Annotated in this window: 26 protein-coding genes and 3 tRNA genes; 17 read left to right on the forward strand and 12 right to left on the reverse strand. The window is 33.7% G+C overall.

Annotated elements, in window-relative coordinates; all coding sequences use genetic code 11:
• Positions 1-86 precede the first annotated feature (86 nt).
• From ACFQ39_RS11170 to ACFQ39_RS11185, 4 genes are all read left to right on the forward strand, one after another.
• Positions 87-308, forward strand: coding sequence for a restriction endonuclease (locus ACFQ39_RS11170; protein WP_377180006.1), 222 nt, complete (start codon positions 87-89; stop codon positions 306-308).
• A gap of 193 nt (positions 309-501) precedes the next feature.
• Positions 502-2,061, forward strand: a complete 1,560-nt coding sequence (locus ACFQ39_RS11175) for a S8 family peptidase (RefSeq protein WP_377178991.1) — start codon at positions 502-504, stop codon at positions 2,059-2,061.
• Between the two features lie 17 nt (positions 2,062-2,078).
• Positions 2,079-2,756 (forward strand): hypothetical protein, encoded by a 678-nt coding sequence (locus ACFQ39_RS11180; RefSeq protein ID WP_377178992.1) that lies wholly within the window; start codon positions 2,079-2,081, stop codon positions 2,754-2,756.
• Between the two features lie 903 nt (positions 2,757-3,659).
• Positions 3,660-4,340, forward strand: a complete 681-nt coding sequence (locus ACFQ39_RS11185; RefSeq protein ID WP_377178993.1) for a hypothetical protein — start codon at positions 3,660-3,662, stop codon at positions 4,338-4,340.
• A gap of 423 nt (positions 4,341-4,763) precedes the next feature.
• On the opposite strand, the gene ACFQ39_RS11190 is transcribed toward ACFQ39_RS11185, so the two are convergent.
• From ACFQ39_RS11190 to ACFQ39_RS11200, 3 genes are read right to left on the reverse strand one after another with little or no spacing between them, the layout of a single operon-like run.
• Positions 4,764-5,000, reverse strand: a complete 237-nt coding sequence (locus tag ACFQ39_RS11190) for a hypothetical protein (RefSeq protein WP_377178994.1) — start codon at positions 4,998-5,000, stop codon at positions 4,764-4,766.
• Positions 4,978-5,400 (reverse strand): DUF5675 family protein, encoded by a 423-nt coding sequence (locus tag ACFQ39_RS11195; RefSeq protein WP_377178995.1) that lies wholly within the window; start codon positions 5,398-5,400, stop codon positions 4,978-4,980. Before ACFQ39_RS11195 ends, ACFQ39_RS11190 begins: the two co-directional genes overlap by 23 nt.
• 8 nt (positions 5,401-5,408) lie before the next feature.
• Positions 5,409-6,164 carry a hypothetical protein gene (locus ACFQ39_RS11200; RefSeq protein WP_377178996.1) on the reverse strand — a complete coding sequence of 252 codons (756 nt, stop codon included), beginning with the start codon at positions 6,162-6,164 and terminating at the stop codon, positions 5,409-5,411.
• A gap of 237 nt (positions 6,165-6,401) precedes the next feature.
• Between ACFQ39_RS11200 and ACFQ39_RS11205 the strand changes: the two genes are divergently transcribed.
• A complete protein-coding gene (locus ACFQ39_RS11205; RefSeq protein WP_377178997.1) occupies positions 6,402-6,596 on the forward strand; it encodes a hypothetical protein in 195 nt (64 codons plus the stop codon).
• 85 nt (positions 6,597-6,681) lie between these two features.
• Here the strand turns inward: ACFQ39_RS11205 and ACFQ39_RS11210 are convergent.
• From ACFQ39_RS11210 to ACFQ39_RS11220, 3 genes are all read right to left on the reverse strand, one after another.
• A tRNA-Arg gene (locus tag ACFQ39_RS11210) sits at positions 6,682-6,755 on the reverse strand.
• 43 nt (positions 6,756-6,798) lie between these two features.
• Positions 6,799-6,873, reverse strand: a tRNA-Pro gene (locus ACFQ39_RS11215).
• Between the two features lie 26 nt (positions 6,874-6,899).
• A tRNA-Ser gene (locus ACFQ39_RS11220) sits at positions 6,900-6,983 on the reverse strand.
• A 211-nt stretch (positions 6,984-7,194) separates the two neighbouring features.
• Between ACFQ39_RS11220 and ACFQ39_RS11225 the strand changes: the two genes are divergently transcribed.
• The 3 genes from ACFQ39_RS11225 to ACFQ39_RS11235 all read left to right on the forward strand — a co-directional run bounded on the left by ACFQ39_RS11225 (position 7,195) and on the right by ACFQ39_RS11235 (position 11,400).
• Positions 7,195-7,866, forward strand: coding sequence for a hypothetical protein (locus ACFQ39_RS11225; RefSeq protein ID WP_377178998.1), 672 nt, complete (start codon positions 7,195-7,197; stop codon positions 7,864-7,866).
• Positions 7,867-7,949: 83 nt separating this feature from the next.
• A complete protein-coding gene (locus tag ACFQ39_RS11230) occupies positions 7,950-9,188 on the forward strand; it encodes a DcaP family trimeric outer membrane transporter (RefSeq protein ID WP_377178999.1) in 1,239 nt (412 codons plus the stop codon).
• Between the two features lie 40 nt (positions 9,189-9,228).
• Positions 9,229-11,400 carry a tetratricopeptide repeat protein gene (locus tag ACFQ39_RS11235; RefSeq protein WP_377179000.1) on the forward strand — a complete coding sequence of 724 codons (2,172 nt, stop codon included), beginning with the start codon at positions 9,229-9,231 and terminating at the stop codon, positions 11,398-11,400.
• Between the two features lie 5 nt (positions 11,401-11,405).
• Here the strand turns inward: ACFQ39_RS11235 and ACFQ39_RS11240 are convergent, their stop codons facing one another.
• A complete protein-coding gene (locus ACFQ39_RS11240) occupies positions 11,406-12,995 on the reverse strand; it encodes a peptide chain release factor 3 (protein ID WP_377179001.1) in 1,590 nt (529 codons plus the stop codon).
• A gap of 100 nt (positions 12,996-13,095) precedes the next feature.
• Complete coding sequence (locus ACFQ39_RS11245; protein WP_377179002.1) at positions 13,096-13,776, reverse strand: peptidylprolyl isomerase; 681 nt, start codon at positions 13,774-13,776, stop codon at positions 13,096-13,098.
• Positions 13,777-13,960: 184 nt separating this feature from the next.
• On the opposite strand from ACFQ39_RS11245, the gene idi reads away from it, so the two are divergent.
• The 3 genes from idi to ACFQ39_RS11260 are packed head-to-tail and all read left to right on the forward strand — an operon-like array spanning position 13,961 to position 15,431.
• On the forward strand, positions 13,961-14,479 hold the full coding sequence (gene idi, locus ACFQ39_RS11250; protein WP_377179003.1) for an isopentenyl-diphosphate Delta-isomerase: 519 nt from the start codon (positions 13,961-13,963) through the stop codon (positions 14,477-14,479).
• Entirely contained in the window at positions 14,476-14,886 is a 411-nt protein-coding gene (locus tag ACFQ39_RS11255; protein WP_377179004.1) for a 6-pyruvoyl trahydropterin synthase family protein, read from the forward strand. The genes idi and ACFQ39_RS11255 overlap by 4 nt, the downstream gene beginning before the upstream one ends.
• Positions 14,887-14,897: 11 nt before the next feature.
• Positions 14,898-15,431 (forward strand): peroxiredoxin, encoded by a 534-nt coding sequence (locus tag ACFQ39_RS11260; RefSeq protein WP_377179005.1) that lies wholly within the window; start codon positions 14,898-14,900, stop codon positions 15,429-15,431.
• On the opposite strand, the gene ACFQ39_RS11265 is transcribed toward ACFQ39_RS11260, so the two are convergent.
• Complete coding sequence (locus ACFQ39_RS11265) at positions 15,428-16,438, reverse strand: adenosine deaminase (protein ID WP_377179006.1); 1,011 nt, start codon at positions 16,436-16,438, stop codon at positions 15,428-15,430. The genes ACFQ39_RS11260 and ACFQ39_RS11265 overlap by 4 nt on opposite strands.
• Before the next feature lie 142 nt (positions 16,439-16,580).
• On the opposite strand from ACFQ39_RS11265, the gene kdsB reads away from it, so the two are divergent.
• The 4 genes from kdsB to ACFQ39_RS11285 all read left to right on the forward strand — a co-directional run bounded on the left by kdsB (position 16,581) and on the right by ACFQ39_RS11285 (position 18,728).
• A complete protein-coding gene (gene kdsB, locus ACFQ39_RS11270) occupies positions 16,581-17,327 on the forward strand; it encodes a 3-deoxy-manno-octulosonate cytidylyltransferase (RefSeq protein ID WP_377179007.1) in 747 nt (248 codons plus the stop codon).
• A 15-nt stretch (positions 17,328-17,342) separates the two neighbouring features.
• A complete protein-coding gene (locus ACFQ39_RS11275; RefSeq protein WP_377179008.1) occupies positions 17,343-18,038 on the forward strand; it encodes an HAD family hydrolase in 696 nt (231 codons plus the stop codon).
• A 137-nt stretch (positions 18,039-18,175) separates the two neighbouring features.
• Complete coding sequence (locus tag ACFQ39_RS11280; RefSeq protein ID WP_377179009.1) at positions 18,176-18,448, forward strand: hypothetical protein; 273 nt, start codon at positions 18,176-18,178, stop codon at positions 18,446-18,448.
• Between the two features lie 85 nt (positions 18,449-18,533).
• Entirely contained in the window at positions 18,534-18,728 is a 195-nt protein-coding gene (locus ACFQ39_RS11285; RefSeq protein ID WP_377179010.1) for a hypothetical protein, read from the forward strand.
• 13 nt (positions 18,729-18,741) lie between these two features.
• Here ACFQ39_RS11285 and ACFQ39_RS11290 read toward each other — a convergent pair whose 3' ends face one another.
• On the reverse strand, positions 18,742-19,689 hold the full coding sequence (locus ACFQ39_RS11290; protein ID WP_377179011.1) for a LysR family transcriptional regulator: 948 nt from the start codon (positions 19,687-19,689) through the stop codon (positions 18,742-18,744).
• A gap of 99 nt (positions 19,690-19,788) precedes the next feature.
• Between ACFQ39_RS11290 and ACFQ39_RS11295 the strand changes: the two genes are divergently transcribed.
• On the forward strand, positions 19,789-20,259 hold the full coding sequence (locus tag ACFQ39_RS11295) for a Dps family protein (protein WP_377179012.1): 471 nt from the start codon (positions 19,789-19,791) through the stop codon (positions 20,257-20,259).
• 17 nt (positions 20,260-20,276) lie between these two features.
• On the opposite strand, the gene ACFQ39_RS11300 is transcribed toward ACFQ39_RS11295, so the two are convergent.
• Together ACFQ39_RS11300 and ACFQ39_RS11305 are read right to left on the reverse strand one after the other, a co-directional pair.
• On the reverse strand, positions 20,277-20,492 hold the full coding sequence (locus ACFQ39_RS11300; RefSeq protein ID WP_377179013.1) for a DUF2905 domain-containing protein: 216 nt from the start codon (positions 20,490-20,492) through the stop codon (positions 20,277-20,279).
• Complete coding sequence (locus ACFQ39_RS11305) at positions 20,485-21,732, reverse strand: glycosyltransferase (protein ID WP_377179014.1); 1,248 nt, start codon at positions 21,730-21,732, stop codon at positions 20,485-20,487. Before ACFQ39_RS11305 ends, ACFQ39_RS11300 begins: the two co-directional genes overlap by 8 nt.
• A gap of 65 nt (positions 21,733-21,797) precedes the next feature.
• On the opposite strand from ACFQ39_RS11305, the gene ACFQ39_RS11310 reads away from it, so the two are divergent.
• The gene (locus ACFQ39_RS11310; protein ID WP_377179015.1) at positions 21,798-22,190 is read left to right on the forward strand and encodes a hypothetical protein; all 393 of its coding nucleotides are present in this window, start codon (positions 21,798-21,800) and stop codon (positions 22,188-22,190) included.
• Positions 22,191-22,244 lie beyond the last annotated feature (54 nt).

Below are 22,244 nucleotides of genomic sequence, written 5' to 3' on the forward strand. Positions count from 1 at the left end.
CATTAAGCAAAGATTTAATAGGGTACAAAAAGAAATCGTAGATTCAAATAGGAATGGACTCTATAATAACTCAAAAAGACTAAGATATAGTAGCCTTCTTTGTTAACTCAAAATTAGAAGGTAATGACCAAGTACATTTCTTTTTCAAATTCCCTTCAAAATATAAGATTGATTTTTCCAAGATTATAGGAAACTACAATCCAGATTGGACCGTAATTAGACAGGATCATGAAAATATGAAAGTTCAACTAGTTAGAGAGACTAAAGGTACAGCAGATATAGAAAAACTTAAATTTGTACATAAATAAAACAAAGTAATTGTTTCGCGCAAACACTTTACTACACTGGGTATTGCCTATGATGTAATAAAAGGTGATGAGCCAACTTGGTACCTCAAAAAGAAACCAACAGCCACTTATGAGGTTTTCGATGGGCTATCCGAAGCAGCAGATAATGATTTAGAGTATTAGTACCGCAATAAATCTTTTTGTATTTTTAAAAATGGAATATGAATATGAATTCACAGGTGAACTAATAGTTCAACTTAAAGAGGGGAGTGGATTATTGAAGGATGACCGATTCTTACCTTTATTTGATGATACTGAAAGTTTTTATGAAGACAACAGCTTTTGGAGATTATATAAATCAGATATTTCCAAAGAAAAACTAAGTTGGAAAAATGGATGGAATGAAGCGCACAAATTATTTACTAGTCATAAGGAGATAATTAATTATGTAGAACCAAACTTTAATATAAGACAAGTTTTTACCAAAAGATATAAACCAGACTGTAAAGAAGGAGGGTATCTAACACAATGGGGTAAATTACCCAATAAAAATGAGTTTGCATGGCATCTAAATTCTGACAGGACGCAACTTCTAGATGCTCGATTACCAGATAATCATGAATCAAAAATTAGAATAGCGCATTTAGATACTGGGTACGATCCTGACCATATTTCTAAACCGAAATACCTCAAAGAAAAATTAGGAAGAAACTTTATTGAGATTGGTCAATTGCCCACTGATCCTGGAATTGGCGGTATATTGAAACAACCTGGTCATGGTACTGGTACGTTAGCCATTTTAGCCGGTAATAAAGTAAATAGGGAAAATTTTAATAACTATTTTGGAGGGGCACCTTTTGCTGAAATCATTCCAATCAGAATTGCCAATTCAGTAATTCTTTTACAAACCAAAAATTTTGCAAAAGGTGTCCAACATGCAATAGATAATAAATGTGATGTTTTAACTATGTCCATGGGTGGTGTTGCATCAAAATTATGGGCTTTTATGGTAAATAAAGCCTATGATAGTGGGATTGTAATGGTAACAGCTGCCGGTAATAACTTCAGTCGTATTCCAACGAAAAATTTAATATACCCTGCAAGGTTTAACAGAGTTATTGCTGCTTGTGGAGTTACCTATGCCAACCAACCTTATTTTAAACCAAAGAATACGATAAATACAATGCAAGGTAATTGGGGTCCAGAAAAACTCATGAATACAGCATTATCTGCATTCACACCAAATATTCCATGGGCTATTTTAGGCTGCAAAACATCGTTTGAAATGTCTGGTGGTGGCACATCTAGTGCTACGCAACAAATTGGTGCAGCGGCTGCTCTATGGCTTGAGAAATATAAAGACTTTCAATATAAGTATCCTTGGCAAAAGGTGGAAGCAGTGCGCCATGCACTTTTTTCAACTGCAAATGATTATGGTTTAGAATACAAAAAAGTTGGTAATGGAGTAATTAAAGCAAAGGACGCTCAAAAAATAGTTCCAAATCTTTCATTAAGTATTTCTCATTTAGACAAAGTTCAATTTCCATTTAGTACAGTTTTGTTTGGTAATAAGGATAATCAGGAGATGAATTCAAGAGAAGAAATGTTTGAAACGGAATTAGCTCAACTACCTCAAATTGGATTGTTGGATTTTGATGAAGAAGAATCAGAATTGTTCGGGCATAAAATTGATAAAACTTCTCTTGTCAAAAAGATTTTAAACTGTAATGATTTATCAGATAAATTGAGAGAAAAATTAAATGGTTTAGATTAATATTATTTTATTTAATATTGAGTGATTTAGAGCAAATTAATAAGATTTTATGGCACGAATTTGGGCATTATATGGTGGATATACTTTTATGTAAAGAATATCCTAAAATTGAAATTGAGTATATCACAGTAAGAAATTTCGAATGTTTAAACAATTGGTGCGGTACTATAAAACTAATACCAGATGCACTGTTAGGTTTTGATAAAATTATTCAAGAACATAAATTTTTTTCATACCACAGTATAAGTTTATTCAGCGGTTGTGTTTTTCAAGCATTCCACGATAAAAATACGGAATTAGAAGATTGCTTTTCTAATAAGAACAAAGGATCAGGTAAGGGGGATTGTACTAATTTTAATGAATTAATATTTCAAATTAAAAGAATCAACAACTCTTCTAGCCCTAATAATTTCAATACAGAAATGTTCACTATCATAAATAATTACAATGAACATTTCCATTATTTAAACAATTTTCACAAGGATTTAAATAAAGTAATAGACCCTCTTTCCATGACAATTCTAGTTGATTACAAAGCCAAGAAAGAACCTACTAATTTTGAATATAATATTAAATATACTGATCTTGATCAGCTAACCCATAAAGTTTTACAATTACCATACTTTCAATCATTCGAACAAATGGTTCAAAACACTGTTCAAATGATTTTGGAAAATATAAAGCAAAACATATAATTTACCTTTTCTTTTATCGACAAACATCCGTGAGCAGGTAAAGCGGTGTTCGTCAGTCGTTACATTTTGTTTCATAAAACATATCTGCAAGCCAATAATTTTAAGCGGAGTCATTGCGAACTAAGTGAAGCAATCCCGATCAATATAATCTAACAATTCAATTCGTTTTAACTGGCTTGCATATACCATAAATAATACCACTAATGCGACACGCCTTCGTTGGTACTATTTACTTGTTTTATTTCACACATTTCTCTCCTTCCTCACTCGCAGCTACTCTTGTACCCAAACCCAAATAGGTTTTGCTGCGCAATTTATTTTATTGGGTACAACCGCTGCTTAATATTTTTGCTCGCCTGCTATTCGTTCGGGCTAATTGGTGTCACAGTTTTTGAGACAGCCATTTTGGCAATTAAGTATGCAATTAGTAGTTTCCAGTTTAAGACTTTTTCAATACAAGTGATATAACTTACAAATGACATTGACGCAAATACATACCCAATTGCCAAACGCTCACAAGCGTTGTAAATTCACTCCATTACATTTGTTTATTCATAATTCAAACCTTAGGTAATGCATGAATGAATATGATTAACTACTACATTTTACATTAAAACCATTTCATTGCTTTCATTCACAACACTTGTTTTTACCGTAGCATCAAAAACAGCGCCACCAGCGTAAAACGTGGTTTCAGTCGCCAACGCAAAATAGCTTATGGCTATTTCTGAAACACCCTCACTCAGCTCGCTGGCGGCTCGCTAACGCTGCGCTTGTTTACCTGCTCTGTTAACAATTGTTTCGTTAACCAATACTCGTTTTTTAATCCGAATAAAGAAAAATCTATATTTGTTTAGAATCTATGAAAAAGTGTGTCTTTAATAATTAAATACGAGGTCAACTATGACTAAAATAATGAAACGCTTTTTAGAAAACAACAAAGAGTTTTTGTCAGATATTGAACATCTCGAAAAAATAACAGGTAAAACCATTTTAAAAAAAATACTTGCAAACTCAGATGAAATAAACTTTTTATCCGCAAGGAGTGAAATTAAATTTGGTAAATATCTAGCTGAAAAATTTGATAATAATTTAGAATACGAGCCTAACATTTTAGAAAAAAAGCCCGACTGGTTAGTAAGTACTAATGAGGACAAAATTATATGTGAAGTTTTAAGAATTAACATTCCTAACGAAAAACTACAAACCAAAATAAAATCATACGAAGCCAATGAACTTAATGTAGATACTTCTGGATGTTTTGTTGGCTTAGGCTGTTTAAACCAGAATGATCTTCAAAAAGTACTAAAGAAGGAAAAAACTTACAGAGATTTAATTATTAATGATGACTTTAAATTAATTATATGTATTGACGCCTCTGATTGGGATAAAAAAATAGATGTAAAAGATATTAAAGATTCTTTCGATTTCAAAAATGACAAATCACCATTTTATCATAAAGATTTTACACAAAATGTTTCTGGATTAATAGTTATGCCATATTTAGGAGACACTAAATTTATTCATAACATAAGCGTAAAAAATAAACTTGATCCGAAAAATTTGGAGATTTTAAAAATGTAAAAGTATTTTTTAAACTATACATAAATCAAACAAAACATCGCAAATGTAGATGGCTTTTGCTTTTGCCATCCGCTTAGTACTGTAAAGGTTAGACCTTACAGGTATTAAAAAAAAATCCAACCAATTTTCGAAAATATCAAATACAACCACGTAACCAGGGTAGTATTTTTTTTCAATAACCTTGACATTACCTCTAAAGCCATCAAATGGAATGCTTTCTTTTTTTTCTTTTTCTTTTGAGAAAAATCCTCAAGTTCAGTTCAACAACATTTTCTTACTACTTTTTTCAGGATAAAGGATACCATAAAACTGACCACAGCACCTATTGCTGCCATGATTACGGTGAAAAAAATGTTATGAATTTCTATATTAAATAGTGCAGATAGTAATGTACCACCAAGAACTCCATATCTGATTTGTAAATTACCCATCACCTTTTGTGTCAACTTCACCATCATCATCTGATACTACTGTTTGACTGATCGCAGATACAACTGTTCCAGCTAGAGTTAAGTACCCCGCAATAGTTAAAATGATTGTAGGTATAGAAATCGGAGCAGTTAAAATCGCACCTCCCGCAGCAGCCATTGTAAGGCCAATGTTTCTTAATTTCTTAAAGAAAGTAGGGGTAGGTTTTTTAATTCTTTCTAGGATATTCATGGTTTGAAGATTTTATAATTAGTTTTAATTGTTCATTTGCTCTCTTTATGTATTTAATATGATGCATTAAAATACTTGTGGCTTTTATTGAGAACAATCCTTCTCCAGGTGCTTTTAAAATACTTACAGGTGCAATACAACCTTTAAGCTCTTTGAGTGCATTATTTGCTGGATGAATTAGAATGTTGGTTCTTCCAAATACATTTAAGATGCGTAAATGGAAACCAAATTTTTTGGTATACCTAATAGAAAGGTCATACGTACCTTCTGGAATACAAGAAATGCCAACTTGATTTTGTTTCCAAGGCAATTCAATGGTGTGGCATAGCATTTTACCATTTAAAAAAAGGGTGCCATTAACACCCTTTTCATCATATACTCTAAATAGTTCTAAAAACATGCCAAATATTAAATACTATCAACTCCTACAATTGCTAATACGTTATATGCTCCGTTTTTAAGAGAGTATTGTACACCATTTATTTCTTGGAAAAATTCCAAAATTAAAAGGTAAATTTTATTTCCCGTACCTACAGGAATTCCTGAAGGTGTTAAGGTTGCAGAAGCAATTACACTATCTATCGGTAAATTTTGTTTGTTACTGTAAGTAATATCGCTTAATCCAGTGGCAAAATCAATATCTAAAAATGCAGACTGTAAACTTACATGGGTAGCTCCGGTTGCATGTGAAATGTCATTTGCAGTAACTAAATTTGGCACATCAATTTCACCTGTCACAATATCTACTGTAAATGGAGCAAACAAAACAGAACCCAGTAAAGCTCTATTATTAAAATTAAATCCTTTCAGTAAAGCTTTTGCCTCATTTTCAACTAAACCAATAGAAACTTTTCTTTCTCCTCTTGGAGAAGTTGCATCATAGTTTTTGATTTTACTCATCAATTGAGTTAATCGCGCGGTAACTCTGCCATCTTTTGCATTCATTAGTAAATTTCGAACCGCCACACGAAGTAATTTTCCTGCATTAGCAGATTCACCAAACTCATTGCCATTTTCACGTGTTCTTACAAAAGCAGGATCGCTTTGAATTCTATCTTTTGAAATACCGCCTTTAGTTCTTACCAAAAAACCATCTTTGGACTTATAAAAGCTCAAATCATCAAGCTTCCCTGTTATCTTTAAAATTCCATTTTGTCTTGCCATAATATGTTATATTATAATATTAAGTATTGTATTATAACAAATATATTATCAAATAGTTAAGTAATAAAAATTTCCTTTCCGATGTGAGTTTTTTATGCCGAAAAAGCCAAGAAATAATTTTAATTCCAAAAGTGAATTTATTACCTTGTAGTCTTAATAGAAGGCTATTGATAAAGTATAGATAAAGTATGGATAGAGTATGAAAATATCCTACCGGTTTAAACAAAAAGAATTAAAATGATGAAAAAAAGAATATGCATATATCCACAGGACGTCGAAATCATTACTGGTAAAAGTGAGCGTTATGGTAGAAAAGTTATTAAAACAATCAAGGACAATCTAAAAAAAGAAAAGCATCAGTTAGTCACTGTTGAGGAGTTTTGTAACTATATGGGTTTAGATATTAGTAGAGTAGAAGGGTTAATTCACTAAAATTTAATCCTATTTTTTTGTGCAAATTTTGTGCAAATAAAAAGAGTTAGCAAAACATAATTTTGATAACTCTTTCATTTTTAAGTGATCGCGAAAGGATTCGAACCTTTGACCGTCTGCTTAGAAGGCAGATGCTCTATCCAGCTGAGCTACGCGACCTCCAAATTTATCAGGTACGAAACCTCAAAATTTATTTTTATTGTCGGGGTGGCAGGATTCGAACCTGCGACCTCCTGCTCCCAAAGCAGGCGCGATAACCGGGCTACGCTACACCCCGTAAAAACGGATGACAATATTTCACTGCGGAGAGACAGGGATTCGAACCCTGGCAACGGTTACCCGTTGACAGATTAGCAATCTGCTCCATTACCACTCTGGCACCTCTCCTCAACAATCTGAAATTGCGGTTGCAAATGTAACAAAATTCACAGCTATTCAAATAAAAAAAACTATTTTTTTTCAAAAAAAAAATAAGTGCCACAAATACAAGTTGTTAATACGTCAATTAATTAAGGGTTTAATTGAAAAATATTAGAAATTGATTTAATTTTAATATTATCTTTGTTCATCATAATCATATTAACTAAATTTTATTCTAATGAAAAAATACTTTGCTTTAACTGCTTTATTAGCTATTTTCTTTTTGTCATCCTGCTCTTCAGTCAGTGTCACAGACTCTTGGAAGGATGATAATATGTCGAATATAAAAAATGATCAGGTTTTGGTGATCGGCAGAACAGATGACGCTGTTACTCGTCAGCGATTTGAACAAGAAATTGCGAATGCTTTAAGGGCTCAGGGCTACAAGGCAGTAGAGAGTTACACCAAATTCCCAGCTACATTGCACAACGTAAAGAGAACAGATCAAGAAATTGATCAAATTGTATCTATGTTTAAAGCGGAAGGATTTAATGCAGTTTGTCTTACCGTTTTACGTGATATGAGTCAGGAAGTTGTATCTTCCCAAACCGGAGGTTATACTACAGGCGGATATTACCCAAGTTATTACGGTGGTTACTACGGTGGTTTTGGCGGTTATTATGGCAGCGTATATTCTCCTTACGGTTATGGTTACGGTGGGACCTATGTTCCTGCAGAAACAAGAACTTATACTTCTAAAACCTATAAATTAGAGACAACTTTTTACGACTTAGCTAAAGATCCCGGAAAACAATTGGTTGGCGTTGTTAGTGTAGATATCACTGATCCTTCAACTGTACAAAAAGTTGCACCGGAGTATGCAGCAGCAGTAGCCAAAAAGATAAAATAATCTATATAACAATTTTATTGAAAGACCGGTTGATCCGGTCTTTTTTTATTTTATATATTTAGGTCAACCAAACCTACACTCCTATGCGTAATATATTGCTTATTGCCATATTGTTATTCCTACAAAATGGCTATACCCAAGATAGAATTTTTACCATTACATCTAAGGATAGCTTATTTGACCAACCGAAATACAAAAGTAGTATTGGGGCCAACCTAAAATTGAATGGTTATTTTGATGTTTTTGGCGGATTAAATGACAGCGAAACCTTTAATGTTGGAAATATTGTAGTCTTAGGAGAACAAGATGATACAAGTAGTTTGAATTTCGATCTTTACCAAAGTCAGATCAAATGGGAAACCGTTTTTTTGACCAATAAAGGAGAGCAAATTATTGGCGTTGTAGAAGGTGATTTTTGGGGTGGAAATGGACATTTTAGATTGCGAAAGGCTTATGTCCAATCTGGCCATTGGCAAATAGGGCAGAACTGGAATGCTTTTGGTGATGAATATCTTTGGCCGAATATAATGGAATGGGAGGGACCACCCTCCGGAATTTGGTTGAGAAGTCCACATATAAAATATTCGAATACTTTACGGGATCACCGTTGGGAATATGAAATCAGCTTTGAAGCGCCAATCAATGATTATAATAGTTTTGATGATCTCGAACCGCAATTAGAGGAAGTAGATCAAATTACTCCTGATGTAGTTATAGCCTTCAAAAGAAAGATGGATTTTGGGCATTTGAGGCTGTCAGGAATTCTTAGAAATATTCGTTATTCATATGAAGGTGAATTAGATAATTTTTTTGGCTATGGACTATCTTTTACAGGAATTCATTTTATCGAAAGGAATAATTTTCAATTTCAATTGGTAGCCGGCAAAGGAATTACTGCCTATATGACAACCTTAGGCGGAAATGGATATGATGGCTTTCCGAACATAAATAATGAACTTGAAGCCACACCATCTATTGGGGGCTGGGGATCTTATGAACATTTTATTACGCCTCGATTGCATACCAATGTTGTCTTTGGATTTACACGGTTTTTTATGAATGAAGTTGATCGATTTATATTCGGACAATCTGTGGTATCAAATGAAGAACTAGTGTTAAATGGAGATTACGATCAATTACATTACTACGGAATTTTTAACTTCATGTACGATGTTTTTGACAAACGTATGACCATTGGTTTAGAATTAAATTATGGGGTAAAGCAAATAAAATACGATGGATTCATCAATCAAGTTTTTTATGATGAACAAAGGAGCAGAGATGCGATGAGAATTAGTTTTGGATTCATGTTCTTTTTCTGACATTATTTGTAAATTACTCCCTCAAACACATAACAGATACATGACCCGATTTCTTTTAACGCTTACCCTTTTTGGTGTTTTTCTTACTAGTTGTAACAAAAAAAATGATTCTTATAGCTCTGTAAATACAAGTACTTTTATTTCGAAGTATAGGGATGGTTATGTAGGAGACGAAAACTGTAAATCATGTCATGAAACGGCCTATGAAGATTGGCGAGGATCTCATCATGATCTCGCCATGCAAGAAGCGAATGCTACAACGGTTTTAGGTGATTTTAATAATCAATCCGTATCTCTTGATGGCGTTGATTACAGGCTTTACAAAAACGGTGAAGAGTTTATGGTAGACGTCAAGGAAATTGATTCAAGTGAAAAAACATATATTATTAAATACACTTTCGGGATTACACCACTACAACAATATATGATCGATTTTGATAAGGGAAAAAAGCAAGTACTTCGATTGACATGGGATACGATAGAAAAAAAATGGTTTCATCAATATGCCAATGATCAAATTCGGCCGAATGATTGGTTGCACTGGTCAAAAGGTGGGCAAAATTGGAATACCATGTGTGCAGAATGTCATTCAACAAACCTCCAAAAAAACTACGATGTAGCAAAGGATTCTTTTGCAACTTCCTATTCAATGATCAATGTAAATTGTGAAAGTTGTCATGGGCCCGGTGAAAAGCACTTGCTTTGGGCAGAAAAAAAGGACAGCACTTTATCTATGTATACTTTTACCGGACTCAATCAGGCAGAACAAATCAAACAATGTGGACCTTGCCATTCCAGGAGGGTTAAGTTGACAGAAAATTTTACTCCGGGATTAGACTATGACGAACAATTCATGCTACAGACCATCACGCCGGAGTATTATTTCGCTGATGGTCAAATCAATGAAGAAGATTATGTTTTAGGTTCATTTATGCAGAGTAAAATGTATATGAATGGTATAAAATGTTCCGATTGCCATAATCCTCATTCTATGGAATTGAAATTTGAAGGAAACAAGTTATGCTTGCAATGCCATGTTCCTGACAAATACGACTCTAAGAACCATCATTTTCATGAAATGAATACAGAAGCAAGTCTGTGTATCAATTGCCATATGACAGGCAGGTATTATATGGGGAATGATTTTAGAAGAGACCACAGTTTTAGAAATCCAAGACCTGATCAAAGTGAGGAATTTGGCACACCAAATGCTTGTACAGCATGTCATAAAGATAAAAGTAATAGTTGGGCGAGCAATTATATTGTTCAATGGTATGGGCCAGAACGATTAGATCATTTTTCGGATTATTTGGTGCTTTCTACCAAGGAAAATATCAGTGCCTCAGAAAAGGAAAGGGTCCATCGTTTTATTTTAAATGTTAAGTATCCCTCATTAACAAGGGCAACAGCCCTTGAAAATTTGAGTATGACCAGTGAGGCAGATTTAAAAAACGTATTGGAAGCGACTAGAGATTCTGCATCTTTGATTCGTTTTAAAGCGGCTCAGAAGTTAATGAATTTACCTCTTGAGGATAGAGCTGGGGTAGGCTTGGAAATGATGAAAGATCCATCTAAATTGGTGCGGTTAGGTGCTGCACAATTGCTTTTAGGATTTAACGCCAATCAGTTAAATGAATCAGATAGAGCCCAAGTTCACCAATTAATCAAAGAATACGAGAAGTTTTTATACGCCAATGCAGATTTTGCCGCAGGAAATTTAAATCTTGGTGATTATTTTATGCAGATAAATGACCCTGCAAATGCCATTAGGAGCTATCAAAATGCACTTAAAAAGGATAGTCTTTTGTTTCCAGCTTATACAAATCTAGCTACGGCATTAAATCAGACAGGCAAGAATGAAGAGGCTTTGAAAATGTTGAATACCCTGATCCAGTATTATCCTAACAACGGGCGACCCTATTATTTAAGGGCTTTATTGCATTTTGAATTGCAGAATAATGAACAAGCAATCAACGATTTAAAAACTGCGATCGATTTGGATGATCAAGACAGCAGAGCAAGATATAATTTAGCGACTTATTATTTCCAAAATTTTGATTATCCTAATGCGGAAAAATATGTTCGACAAGCTTTGCTTATTGAACCGGAAAACCGAGATTACACTTACCTTCTCGCACTGATATACAGAGATTCAGGAAGAGCTAGGAAAAGTCAGGAATTAATGCAGAAATTAAACCAAAGCAATATATAGTACATTTAGTCAAATTCACTGACGAACCTCAATTTGACGGAAGGATATTTGTCTTGCGTCATTTGTACGGTAAATGGTGAATCTGCTAAAAAGACCAATTGCCCTTTTTTATCTCTTGCAAGATATCTTTGTTTCACACGTTTAAATTCTTCGAACTCACTATTTTTAGGATCATCAGGGTCTACCCAACACGCTTTGTGGATATTGATGGATTCATAAGTACATTTTGCATTGTATTCATGTTCAAGCCTGTATTGGATCACTTCAAACTGGAGCGCTCCAACTGTTCCAATTACCTTTCTGCCGTTCAAGTCTAAAGTGAACAACTGTGCTACACCTTCATCCATCAACTGGTCCAATCCTTTAAATAATTGTTTGGCTTTCATTGGATCTGCATTGTTGACATACCTAAAATGTTCTGGCGAGAAATTTGGTACGCCTTTAAATTCTAATATTTCACCTTCTGTGAGCGTATCTCCAATACTAAAACTTCCTGTATCATGCAATCCGACAATATCTCCGGGATAAGATTCCTCAACGATTTCTTTTTTTTCCGCAAAAAAAGCATTCGGACTTGAAAACTTCATTTTCTTACCCAATTTTACGTGTAAATAATTGGTGTTTCGCTTAAATATACCTGATACAATCTTTACAAAAGCCAACCTGTCACGATGATTCGGGTCCATATTGGCATGAATTTTAAATACAAATCCTGTAAAGGTTTTCTCTTTAGAATCCACCAAACGTGTATCAGCCATTTTAGGTTGTGGTGTAGGGGCAATTTCAATAAAACAGTCTAATAATTCTTGAACACCAAAATTATTCAAAGCCGATCCGAAGAAAACAGGTTGCAAGTTACCTGCCAGGTATTCCGTTCTGTCAAATTCCGGATAAACTTCTCTTATCAGTTCAAGTTCTTCTCTAAGTACGTCGGCCGATTTTTTTCCTATCGCCTTTTCGAGATCCGGATTATCTAAATCGTCAAAAACAATTCCTTTGGACACCTTTAATTTGGCCTCACCAGAAAATAGATTTAATTTTTTTTCCCAAATATTATAAATTCCTTTAAAGTCATACCCCATCCCAATAGGGAAACTGAGCGGAACAACCTTTAAGCCTAATTTTTGTTCAACTTCATCCATTAAATCAAAGGCATCTTTACCCTCTCTATCCAATTTATTGATAAATACAATCATTGGAATTTTACGCATTCGGCAAACTTCAACCAATTTTTCAGTTTGTTCTTCAACCCCTTTTGCAACATCGATGACTACGATTACACTATCGACTGCTGTGAGCGTTCTAAAAGTATCTTCCGCAAAATCTTTATGTCCTGGCGTATCTAATATGTTGATTTTTTTATTTTTATAATTAAAGGCCAGGACAGAGGTCGCAACAGAAATTCCTCTTTGACGTTCAATTTCCATAAAGTCAGAAGTTGCCCCTTTTTTAATTTTGTTGCTTTTAACAGCTCCGGCTTCCTGAATGGCACCTCCAAATAGCAATAGTTTTTCTGTCAGGGTGGTTTTACCCGCATCAGGGTGCGAAATAATACCAAAGGTTCGTCTTCTGTTTATTTCAGATAAAAAGCTCATGGATCAAATTTTGAGTGGCAAAATTACGATAAAAGGTGAGAAATGAAGAACTGGTCGGTAAAGTTTTTAAATATCCAGGATTCGTGACATATTATTTAAATTATTCAAATACTTCAATACGCATAAAAACGTCTTCTAAGGGCCATTCATCAGACCCAGTTTCGAGGTTTACGATTATATCAATCACCGAAAACCCGGAAGTTACTTCTCCAAAAACTGTATGCTCATTGTCTAAATGATGCGCTCCACTTCTGGCTTGGATGATGTAAAATTCGAAAGGATTGGATACTTTTCCCGGATTATCTTCCCAATCTCTCGCTGCGGCTACAGCCCCATATTTATGTTTAAGCTGCACTGACATTTCTGGTGGAATCCTATAATTTTGATAACTATTCCTCATGGCATTGGTTGTTAAGTTTTCAGAATTACCTCCTTGAATGATAAAGTTTGGGACCACTCTGTAAAAGCAAGTGGTGTCGAAATAACCCATTTTTGAAAGAAAAATAAAATTAGCCCTGTGCAGGGGAGTTTCTTCGTAAAGTTTTAAATGAATGTCGCCAAAATGCGTATGAAGTACAGCTTTGGTTTCCCTATTTTCGTTGCCATATTTTTTTAAAAATGCAACCGTATTATTCCTGTTGATACTGTCTAAGGGTTGAGCCTTTTTTATCTTCTTCGTCCTTTTGGTTGTTGATTTGGAATTGCTTTCTTCTCGATATTTTTCGTCTGAACAGGATAATATCATGAGCGTGGCCAAGAGAAAATATAGAAAGTATCTCATATATTTTGATTAACGCACAAATATAAGAGAAATGTTAGAATAGGAATTTTAGAAATATTGTGTTTAACTTTTTTTAATCAAAATTAAACAGTTAAATTTGCAGGACTGAATTAGATTCAAAACATAAGATCAAACTACTTTGTTTTTTAGATTATCTTTATTGCATCTAAATTTTGATATAGAAATGGAAGAAAAAGTCATCTTGGTTGATAGAGAAGATAATGAGATCGGTACCATGCCTAAACTCGAAGCACATGAAAAAGCAGTATTACACAGGGCTTTTTCGGTTTTTATATTTAATGAAAAAGGTGAATTGATGTTGCAAAGAAGAGCTTTACATAAATACCACTCTCCCGGTTTATGGACCAATACCTGCTGCAGCCATCAAAGGGCAGGCGAGAGCAATATTGAAGCCGGTAAAAGACGGCTATTTGAAGAAATGGGTTTTAGCTGTGCTTTAGAAGATACCTTTTGGTTTATCTATAAAGCTAGTTTTGAAAATGGATTGACAGAACATGAATTAGATCATGTGATGATTGGTGAATACAACGCTGAACCGAAAATTAATCCTGATGAAGTAGCCGAATACAAATGGATATCTTTAGACGATTTAAAAATTGATATGGAGAATCATCCTGATAAATATACTGCTTGGTTTAAAATTATATTTCAAGAATACGATCAAAGACTATTAAAAAAATGAAGGTAACCGTTCATAGAAAAGCACATTTTAATGCTGCGCACCAATTATCAAATCCTGATTGGACGAATGAAAAAAACGAACAAGTTTTCGGGAAATGTGCCAATCCACTCTATCACGGGCACAATTATGAGTTGATAGTTTCAATTAAAGGAGATATTCATCCTGATACAGGTTATGTGGTGGATATGAAATGGTTAAAAGATTTGATTTTTGAAGAAATAGAAGAAAAATTTGATCATAAAAACCTGAATTTACAAGTAGAAGAATTTAAAGAACTCAATCCAAGTGCAGAAAATATTTGTGTGGTCATATGGCAGATTTTGAGAAAAAAAATAGACCTCAACAAAGAGTTAACTGTTACGCTTTATGAAACGCCTAGAAACTTTGTCACATATAGTGGTGAGTAAAATATTGAATCATGAAAATTAAATCAATTCTTCTTGTAGTATTATTTGGTTTAATTTCAACCTTAATCAGCTGTCAGATGAAATCCAATCAACCCTTAAAAGTAGGTGATCAACTACCACATTTTACACTAATGGATCAGACCGGATCAAATTACGATATCCAAAAAGATTTGGGAAAAAAGAATTTGGTCATTTATTTTTATCCCAAAGACGATACCCCCGGATGTACGAAGGAGGCATGTAAATTTAGAGATGATTACCACATTTTTAATGACCTCAATGCAAAAGTAATAGGAATTAGTTCTGACAATGTAAAAAGTCATGCAGATTTCGCCGCAAAATATAACCTTCCATTTACACTTCTTTCAGATGGCAATAATGAATTGCGAAAGTCGTTTGGTGTTCCCAGTAATATGTTTGGTTTGGTTCCAGGAAGAGTGACCTATATTGTGGGCATGGATGGTAAGGTTAAATATATTTTTAATAATTTGTTCAAAGCAGAACAACACATCGAAGAAGCAAAAAAAATTCTTCAGCGTACTTAATCTAAATACTTTTCATAGTATCGATCTAATTCCTCCAAATATTTACTTTTTTCATCAAAAGAGGCTAAAGAATAGACGAAAGAATTCTTAGCCAGGGTATACAGATCCCACCTACTTAAATCTAAAGAATTTTGGATAGCGTTGAAGTTTTCGTTGATATATCCTCCAAAATAGGCCGGATCATCTGAATTGATTGTTAGGTATAAACCCAATTGCATCATAATTTTTAAAGGATGCTTATCAATATTTGGTACCACCTTTAGGGCCACATTAGACAAAGGACAAACTGTTAGCGCTAGATCTCTTTCTATGATTTCCTCCACCAAATTCCTATCTGTAATACAATTATTTCCATGGTCTATTCTATGCACCTGTAACAAGTCGATTGCTTGCCAAATATAATCTGCATCTCCTTCCTCTCCAGCATGTGCTAAGGGAATATACCCTTGTTCTACGGCAGCTTGAAAAACTCTTACAAATTTGAGCGGTGGATTTCCTTTTTCTGAAGAATCTAATCCAATGGCCATGATTTTATCTTTAAAAGGTTCTGCTTGTTTTAAAGTTTTAAAAGCTTCTTCTTCAGATAAATGCCTTAAAAAGCTCATAATTAAAACAAAAGAGATACCGAACTCTTTTTGAGCATCCAGACATGCGTTGTGAATTCCAGTAAGTACCGATTCAAATGGAATACCCCGCTCTGTATGTGTTTGCGGATCGAACATTATTTCTGTATGTCGGATATTTTGTTCTTTACATTTTTTTAAATAAGCCATGGTCAGGTCGTAAAAATCCTTCTCATGCTGAAGCACTTGAGCTCCTTGGTAATAAATGTCTAAAAAGTCTTGTAAGCAAGAGAACTTGTAGGCATTTTTTAATTCCTCTACAGAGGCATATGGAATTGAGATTTGATTTCTTTGAGCAATTTCAAACATAAGTTCAGGCTCAAAAGTACCTTCAATATGCAGATGCAATTCGGCCTTTGGCATGTTTTGGATAAATTCTTCCATCAGATTAATTGTTTACACTAAAATAGTGATTTTAAAAAAAAGAACATCTATTAATAAAATTTAATCTTGACGTTTATATTATATTTGATGTTTAATTAAATATATTCTTTGCCAAATAGATTTTTAAAATTTGTTTTTTAGCATGAAAAACAAGCCTTTGAATATTATCGCTATGATTCCAGCGAGGTATGATTCTACTCGACTCCCCGGGAAATTGATGAAAGACCTGGCAGGCAAACCCGTGATTATCAGAACACTTGAAGCAACGATCAAAACTGGTTTGTTTAAAGAGGTTTATGTGGTCACAGACAGTAACATCATACAAGAGGAAGTACTGAAGTATGGAGGGCAGGTAATGATGAGTAAAAAGCAACACGAATGTGGGTCAGACAGGATCGCGGAAGCAGTTGAATTTATGGACGTGGATGTCGTTGTGAATGTTCAGGGCGATGAGCCTTTTATGGTTGAAGAGCCTTTGAAAAAATTAATCGAAGTATTCTTAAATGACACAGAGGAAAAAATCGATCTAGCCTCTTTAAAACAAAAGCTTTTGGATTGGGAAGATATAAATAATCCTAATGTAGTAAAGGTAGTTACTGATTACCAGGGTTTTGCCATGTATTTTTCTCGTTCACCCATACCTTTTCCCAGAGACAAAGAAACGGGTGTCACCTATTATAAACATATCGGTGTTTATGCTTTTAGAAAACGAGCTTTGATGGATTTTTACAGCATGCCCATGAGAAGTTTGGAGGCGACTGAAAAATTAGAAAATTTGCGTTATTTAGAATACGGTAAGAAAATAAAGCTTGTTGAGACAGATTTTAAAGGAATAGGAATTGATACAGCTGAAGATCTAGCAAAAGCTCAAAAATATTTTTTAGCCTAAAAATGATAGTATACGATGAATTATAAAAACGTAAAAACAATTGCCTTTGACGCGGATGATACACTTTGGGTAAACGAAACTTATTTTAGAGAAACAGAAGAAAAGTTTTGTAAAATGCTCTCATTTTATGATACTGAGAACAAAATCGATCAAGAATTATTTAAAGTAATCATAAGAAATTTACCTCTTTACGGATATGGCAGCAAAAGTTTTGTCTTGTCTATGGTTGAATCCGCTCTAGAAATTTCCAACTATAGCTTATCCCCTAAATTAATCGGTAAAATTTTAGATTTTGGCAAAGAGATGTTAGATCATCCTATTCAATTATTAGAGGGCGTACATGAAGTTTTGAATGACTTGAAAACGAAATACAGGTTGGTGGTGGCAACCAAAGGCGATCTGTTGGAACAAGAAAGGAAATTAGAAAAATCAGGTTTATTATATCACTTTCATCATATTGAAATTATGAGTGAGAAAAAGGAAAAAGATTATAAAAAGCTGATTCGACATTTAGATTTAGCGCCTTCAGAATTTTTAATGATCGGAAATTCTTTAAAATCCGATGTCTTACCCTGTCTTGGTATTGGTGCGAACGCCATTCACGTTCCATTTCATACCACTTGGGTATATGAAGAGGTTTCTTTGGATCATGAACAATCAAAGCAATTCAGTTCTGTAAAAAAACTTACAGATATTTTGACATACTTATAAAAATCTCATCATCTTTTCCAAAAAAAGGCAGATAGAATTATGACTTTTTTTAGTGTAAGTGGCATTATGTTTGATACATTTGCAGAAATTTCGTTTGTACTTTTGAAACGAATTAACCTCTTTAAAAAGAAGAAATTATGGCAAGTATCCAAAATTTAAAAAAAGACCTTAATATTGTTTTATCTGATGTGATAGAGGAATGTTATGTCGCTCAATTGACTTCAGACGAAAAGAAAGCTGAAAAGTTTGAAAAAATCATAGACGAATCTATTGGTGTTTTTGATGAATTGATTGAAAGAATTAATGACAAAAAGGTCGAAAATAGATCAAAGCATTTAAAAGAAGTAAAAAAAGATCTTGAGTTAAATGCCAATGCATTACTCGATAAAATTGGCAAATTAAAAGAATAGTTAAAAAGGCTTGTTTTTGTCATTATCTTTTATATATTTATACGAGAAAAGGAAAAATCACGTTCTATTAAAAACAAAATTCGTTATGCCAAGAGCAATTTATGAGTACACCAAAACGGTTCTCAAAAAGGTGAGTTTTGATGCAGAGTTATTTTGTAAAGAATTAACAAAAGCTGTCAAGTTATTGTTGCCTTTTGAAATTGAAGAACTTAGACTTTGGTTATTGCGGTTTACGGCCAACAAGCCAGAATTAACCGTTTGTTTTAACGTAATTACTTAATAAAAAGGGGTTGTTAACCCCTTTTTTTTTGCAGTGGGCTAATTATTTTAACATCATGAAAGGCAATTGCTCCACGGATCACTCCATCAATACTTTTTTTGAGTGCATCTATCAGTTGCATTTTTAATTGGGAACGATGATAGATTAAACTAATTTCTCTAGCAGGAACTGTTCCTTCAAAATTTCTTAAATATTTCTCATCACCATCTTTGAGGTCTAAGGTGTGTAAATAGGGTAATAAAGTCATTCCTAGACCTTCTTTAGAAAGTTTGATCAAGGTTTCAATACTGCCGCTCTGTAAATTAAAATGTTCCTTGTTTGAAGATATATCTGTTTTGCAAATGTTGATGATATTGTCTTTAAAACAATGCCCATCTTCTAACAACAAAAGGTCACTGATATCGAGGTCTTCTTCATTAATTTTTTCTTTCTGATAAAGTCGGTGGTTTTCAGAAACAAATCCAACGAACGGTTCATAATAAAGAACACTTTCTTTAATAATATTATTTTCTAAGGGGGTGGCGGCAATTCCAGCATCTAAATGACCGTCGGAAAGTTTAGTAATGATTTCTTCAGTTGTTAATTCTTCTAAAACGAGATTTACAGTTTTGTATTTGTTTAAAAATGCTTTCAAAAACAATGGCAGTAGGGTAGGCATGACTGTTGGAATAATCCCCAATCTAAACTCACCACCGATAAAACCTTTTTGTTGATCTACAATATCTTGAATACGATTACTCTCATCCACAATTAATTTTGCTTGTGCAATAATTCTTTCACCTATGGGCGTTAACTCAACCGGCTTTTTCTTTCTGTTAAAAATAAGCACGCCTAGTTCTTCTTCTAATTTTTGAATTTGCATACTTAGTGTAGGTTGCGTTACAAAACTATGTTCTGCAGCCGTCGTAAAGTTTTGATGTTCTGCAACAGACAATAAATACTTTAATTGAGTAATAGTCATCTATAAATATTTTCGATAAAGATATAAAATGCATCAATAATGAAATGACCAAATTGAGCCAATTAATACGTACTTTTACCTTAATAAAAAAAACATATCATGAAAAACACAATCTTAGGATTAGACAAAAAAGAAGTTTCAAAATTAGCAGAAGAATTGAATATTCTATTGGCAAATTTTCAAATTTACTATCAAAACTTAAGAGGACTACACTGGAATATTAAAGGGAAATCTTTTTTTGAATTACATGTTAAATTTGAAGAATTATACACCGATGCACATGAAAAAATAGACATGATCGCGGAGCGGATATTAACCTTGGAAGGCAAACCGATGCATACATTTGAAGATTACATAAAGCATGCTGAAGTACCTGTAGGGAAAAACGTTTCTCAAGACAAAGAAGCAGTGCAATTGGTATTAGACTCTCTGGCTATTTTATTGGAAATTGAAAGGAAAATTATGATTTCTTCTGCAGAGGCGGATGATGAAGGAACAAACTCATTGATCAGTGATTTTATCTCTGAACAGGAAAAAACAAGCTGGATGCTCAAAGCCTGGTTGTCTTAATTTTCTTTTTAGACCAATTAGGAATAGAATTTTCTCACCCATCTTAGTATAAGAGAAATGGCAATACTCACCACAATCATGGAAGTGATTGGAAAAAAGACCTGCGTATTGCCATTTTTATATTTGATATCTCCAGGTAAATTTCCAAACCAGGTTAAAGCTCCAGGAACAAATTTGAGCAATAATCCTATAACAATCAAAATAATTCCTACAATGACAAACAGTTTATACATCGTAAAGTTTTTTATTTTTCTCTTCAATCCATTTAGATAGGTATTTCGTACTTTTTGAATTGTGTAATTTGAGCATTGCACCAAAAAAGTTGGCAGTTCTAATTTCTTCCAAATGGGTTAAGGTAAATTCAATTTTTAATCTAAAAGCCTCCGTATTTTTCTGTTTGTCGAAAGATTTTTCCAAAATGGTAAAACCATTTTTTTGTGCCGTTTCCCAAGCTGACTGATCTGTATAGAGATCGACAGATCTATTGACAAATTCTTCCCAATCATCTGTAATATATCCATTCCATGGCAAATCATTTTTCATACCTTCAACCCCAATTGGCGTAGTGATATTTGGTGTGCCAAAGCGCATAGAATCTAACAGTTTACCCTTTTGTCCAGCACCAAATTGTAAAGGAGCCAAACAAACTCTGGTATGTTTGAATATTTCTTCTGCACTTTGAATGTGACCATATACCAAAAATCCATTTTTTTTATTGTGAAGTTTTTTAATTTGATCATCCGCATAGGCTCCGCAGACCAATAAATCTGCATCAGGCAGTTCCTTTCTGACTTTTGGCCATATTTCATCATGTAATAAAAATACAGCATCTCGGTTAGGCTGATGCATAAAGTTGCCAATACTCAAAAAGTGTTGTCTCTCATTAAAACCAGGCATTTCTTCCAAATTCTTTAATGATAAGGCTTCGGGTAAAAAGGGAATGTAATGCAATAAAGTTTCGTCAATCTTGAGCTCATTAACCAATAATTCCAATTCAAAGGAAGAAATGAGTAAAGATAGATCAGACCTCAACATACTCGCCACTTCCCTTTTGGCTAGATCATTTTGTTTTATTTCGATGATCAAATTTTTATCGGAACTGATTTTTTTTCTCGTTTCCCTTAAAAAGTGCAGATCTTCAGTATCTAATATTTTCATTGCTTTTGGGCATATTTCATCAACTCGCCAGCCGAATTGTTCTTCTGCTATAAACCGATCAAACAGCACAATGTCAGGATTTATTTTATGAATAATTTCATCAAAACTCTTATTATTTGATTCTATTTTCAAAACCTCTGCTCCTAATTCTTGAAGCGCTGCACTAGCATCATTAAAAGCAGATGTAGCACCGTAGTATATCTTGTAATTCATGTGCTTAAACAGCTCTAACAGCTGAGTCATCCTTATACCTGCTGCTGTGGCATTTGGTTCTGGCCAAACTAAGGCAATCACAAATAACTTTCCTCTTTTCATGCAACTAAAATTACTTAAACTTTAAAGATTGACAAGGATTGAGGAATTCTTTTTAACTTTGGTACATGGTGAAGTTACAATCTGTCATATTTGCTTTTTTGTTCTTGATGCAAAGTTTTCAAATTCATATATCGGATTTGTTGCATTTGAACGATTTAATCGAGCATTACAGTTACCATAGTGATGAATTTGGAGACGATCTTTTCAGTTTTATTGAAAAACATTACGGCACACTCACTCAAAACCACCTCGATGATGATCCATTAGATCAACAAAAACATCAAAACTTGCCTTTTCATCATATTTCACTGCAATTGGATTTTCAATTTCTATTAAATCCAGTCACTTGGTTTATTGAAGATCAAGAAAATAACAGTTTACAAAAGCAGTCCTATTTCTACCGGTTTGGTGAAGGAGTAAGACTTTATTCAAAAGTGTTTCAACCTCCTCGCAATTAAGATTCTATTAATTTAATGGCTTGTTTTTCCTAAGCCAATTGTATAAATCTTAAT

The organism is Namhaeicola litoreus (assembly GCF_042679565.1).
GTDB lineage: Bacteria > Bacteroidota > Bacteroidia > Flavobacteriales > Flavobacteriaceae > Namhaeicola > Namhaeicola litoreus.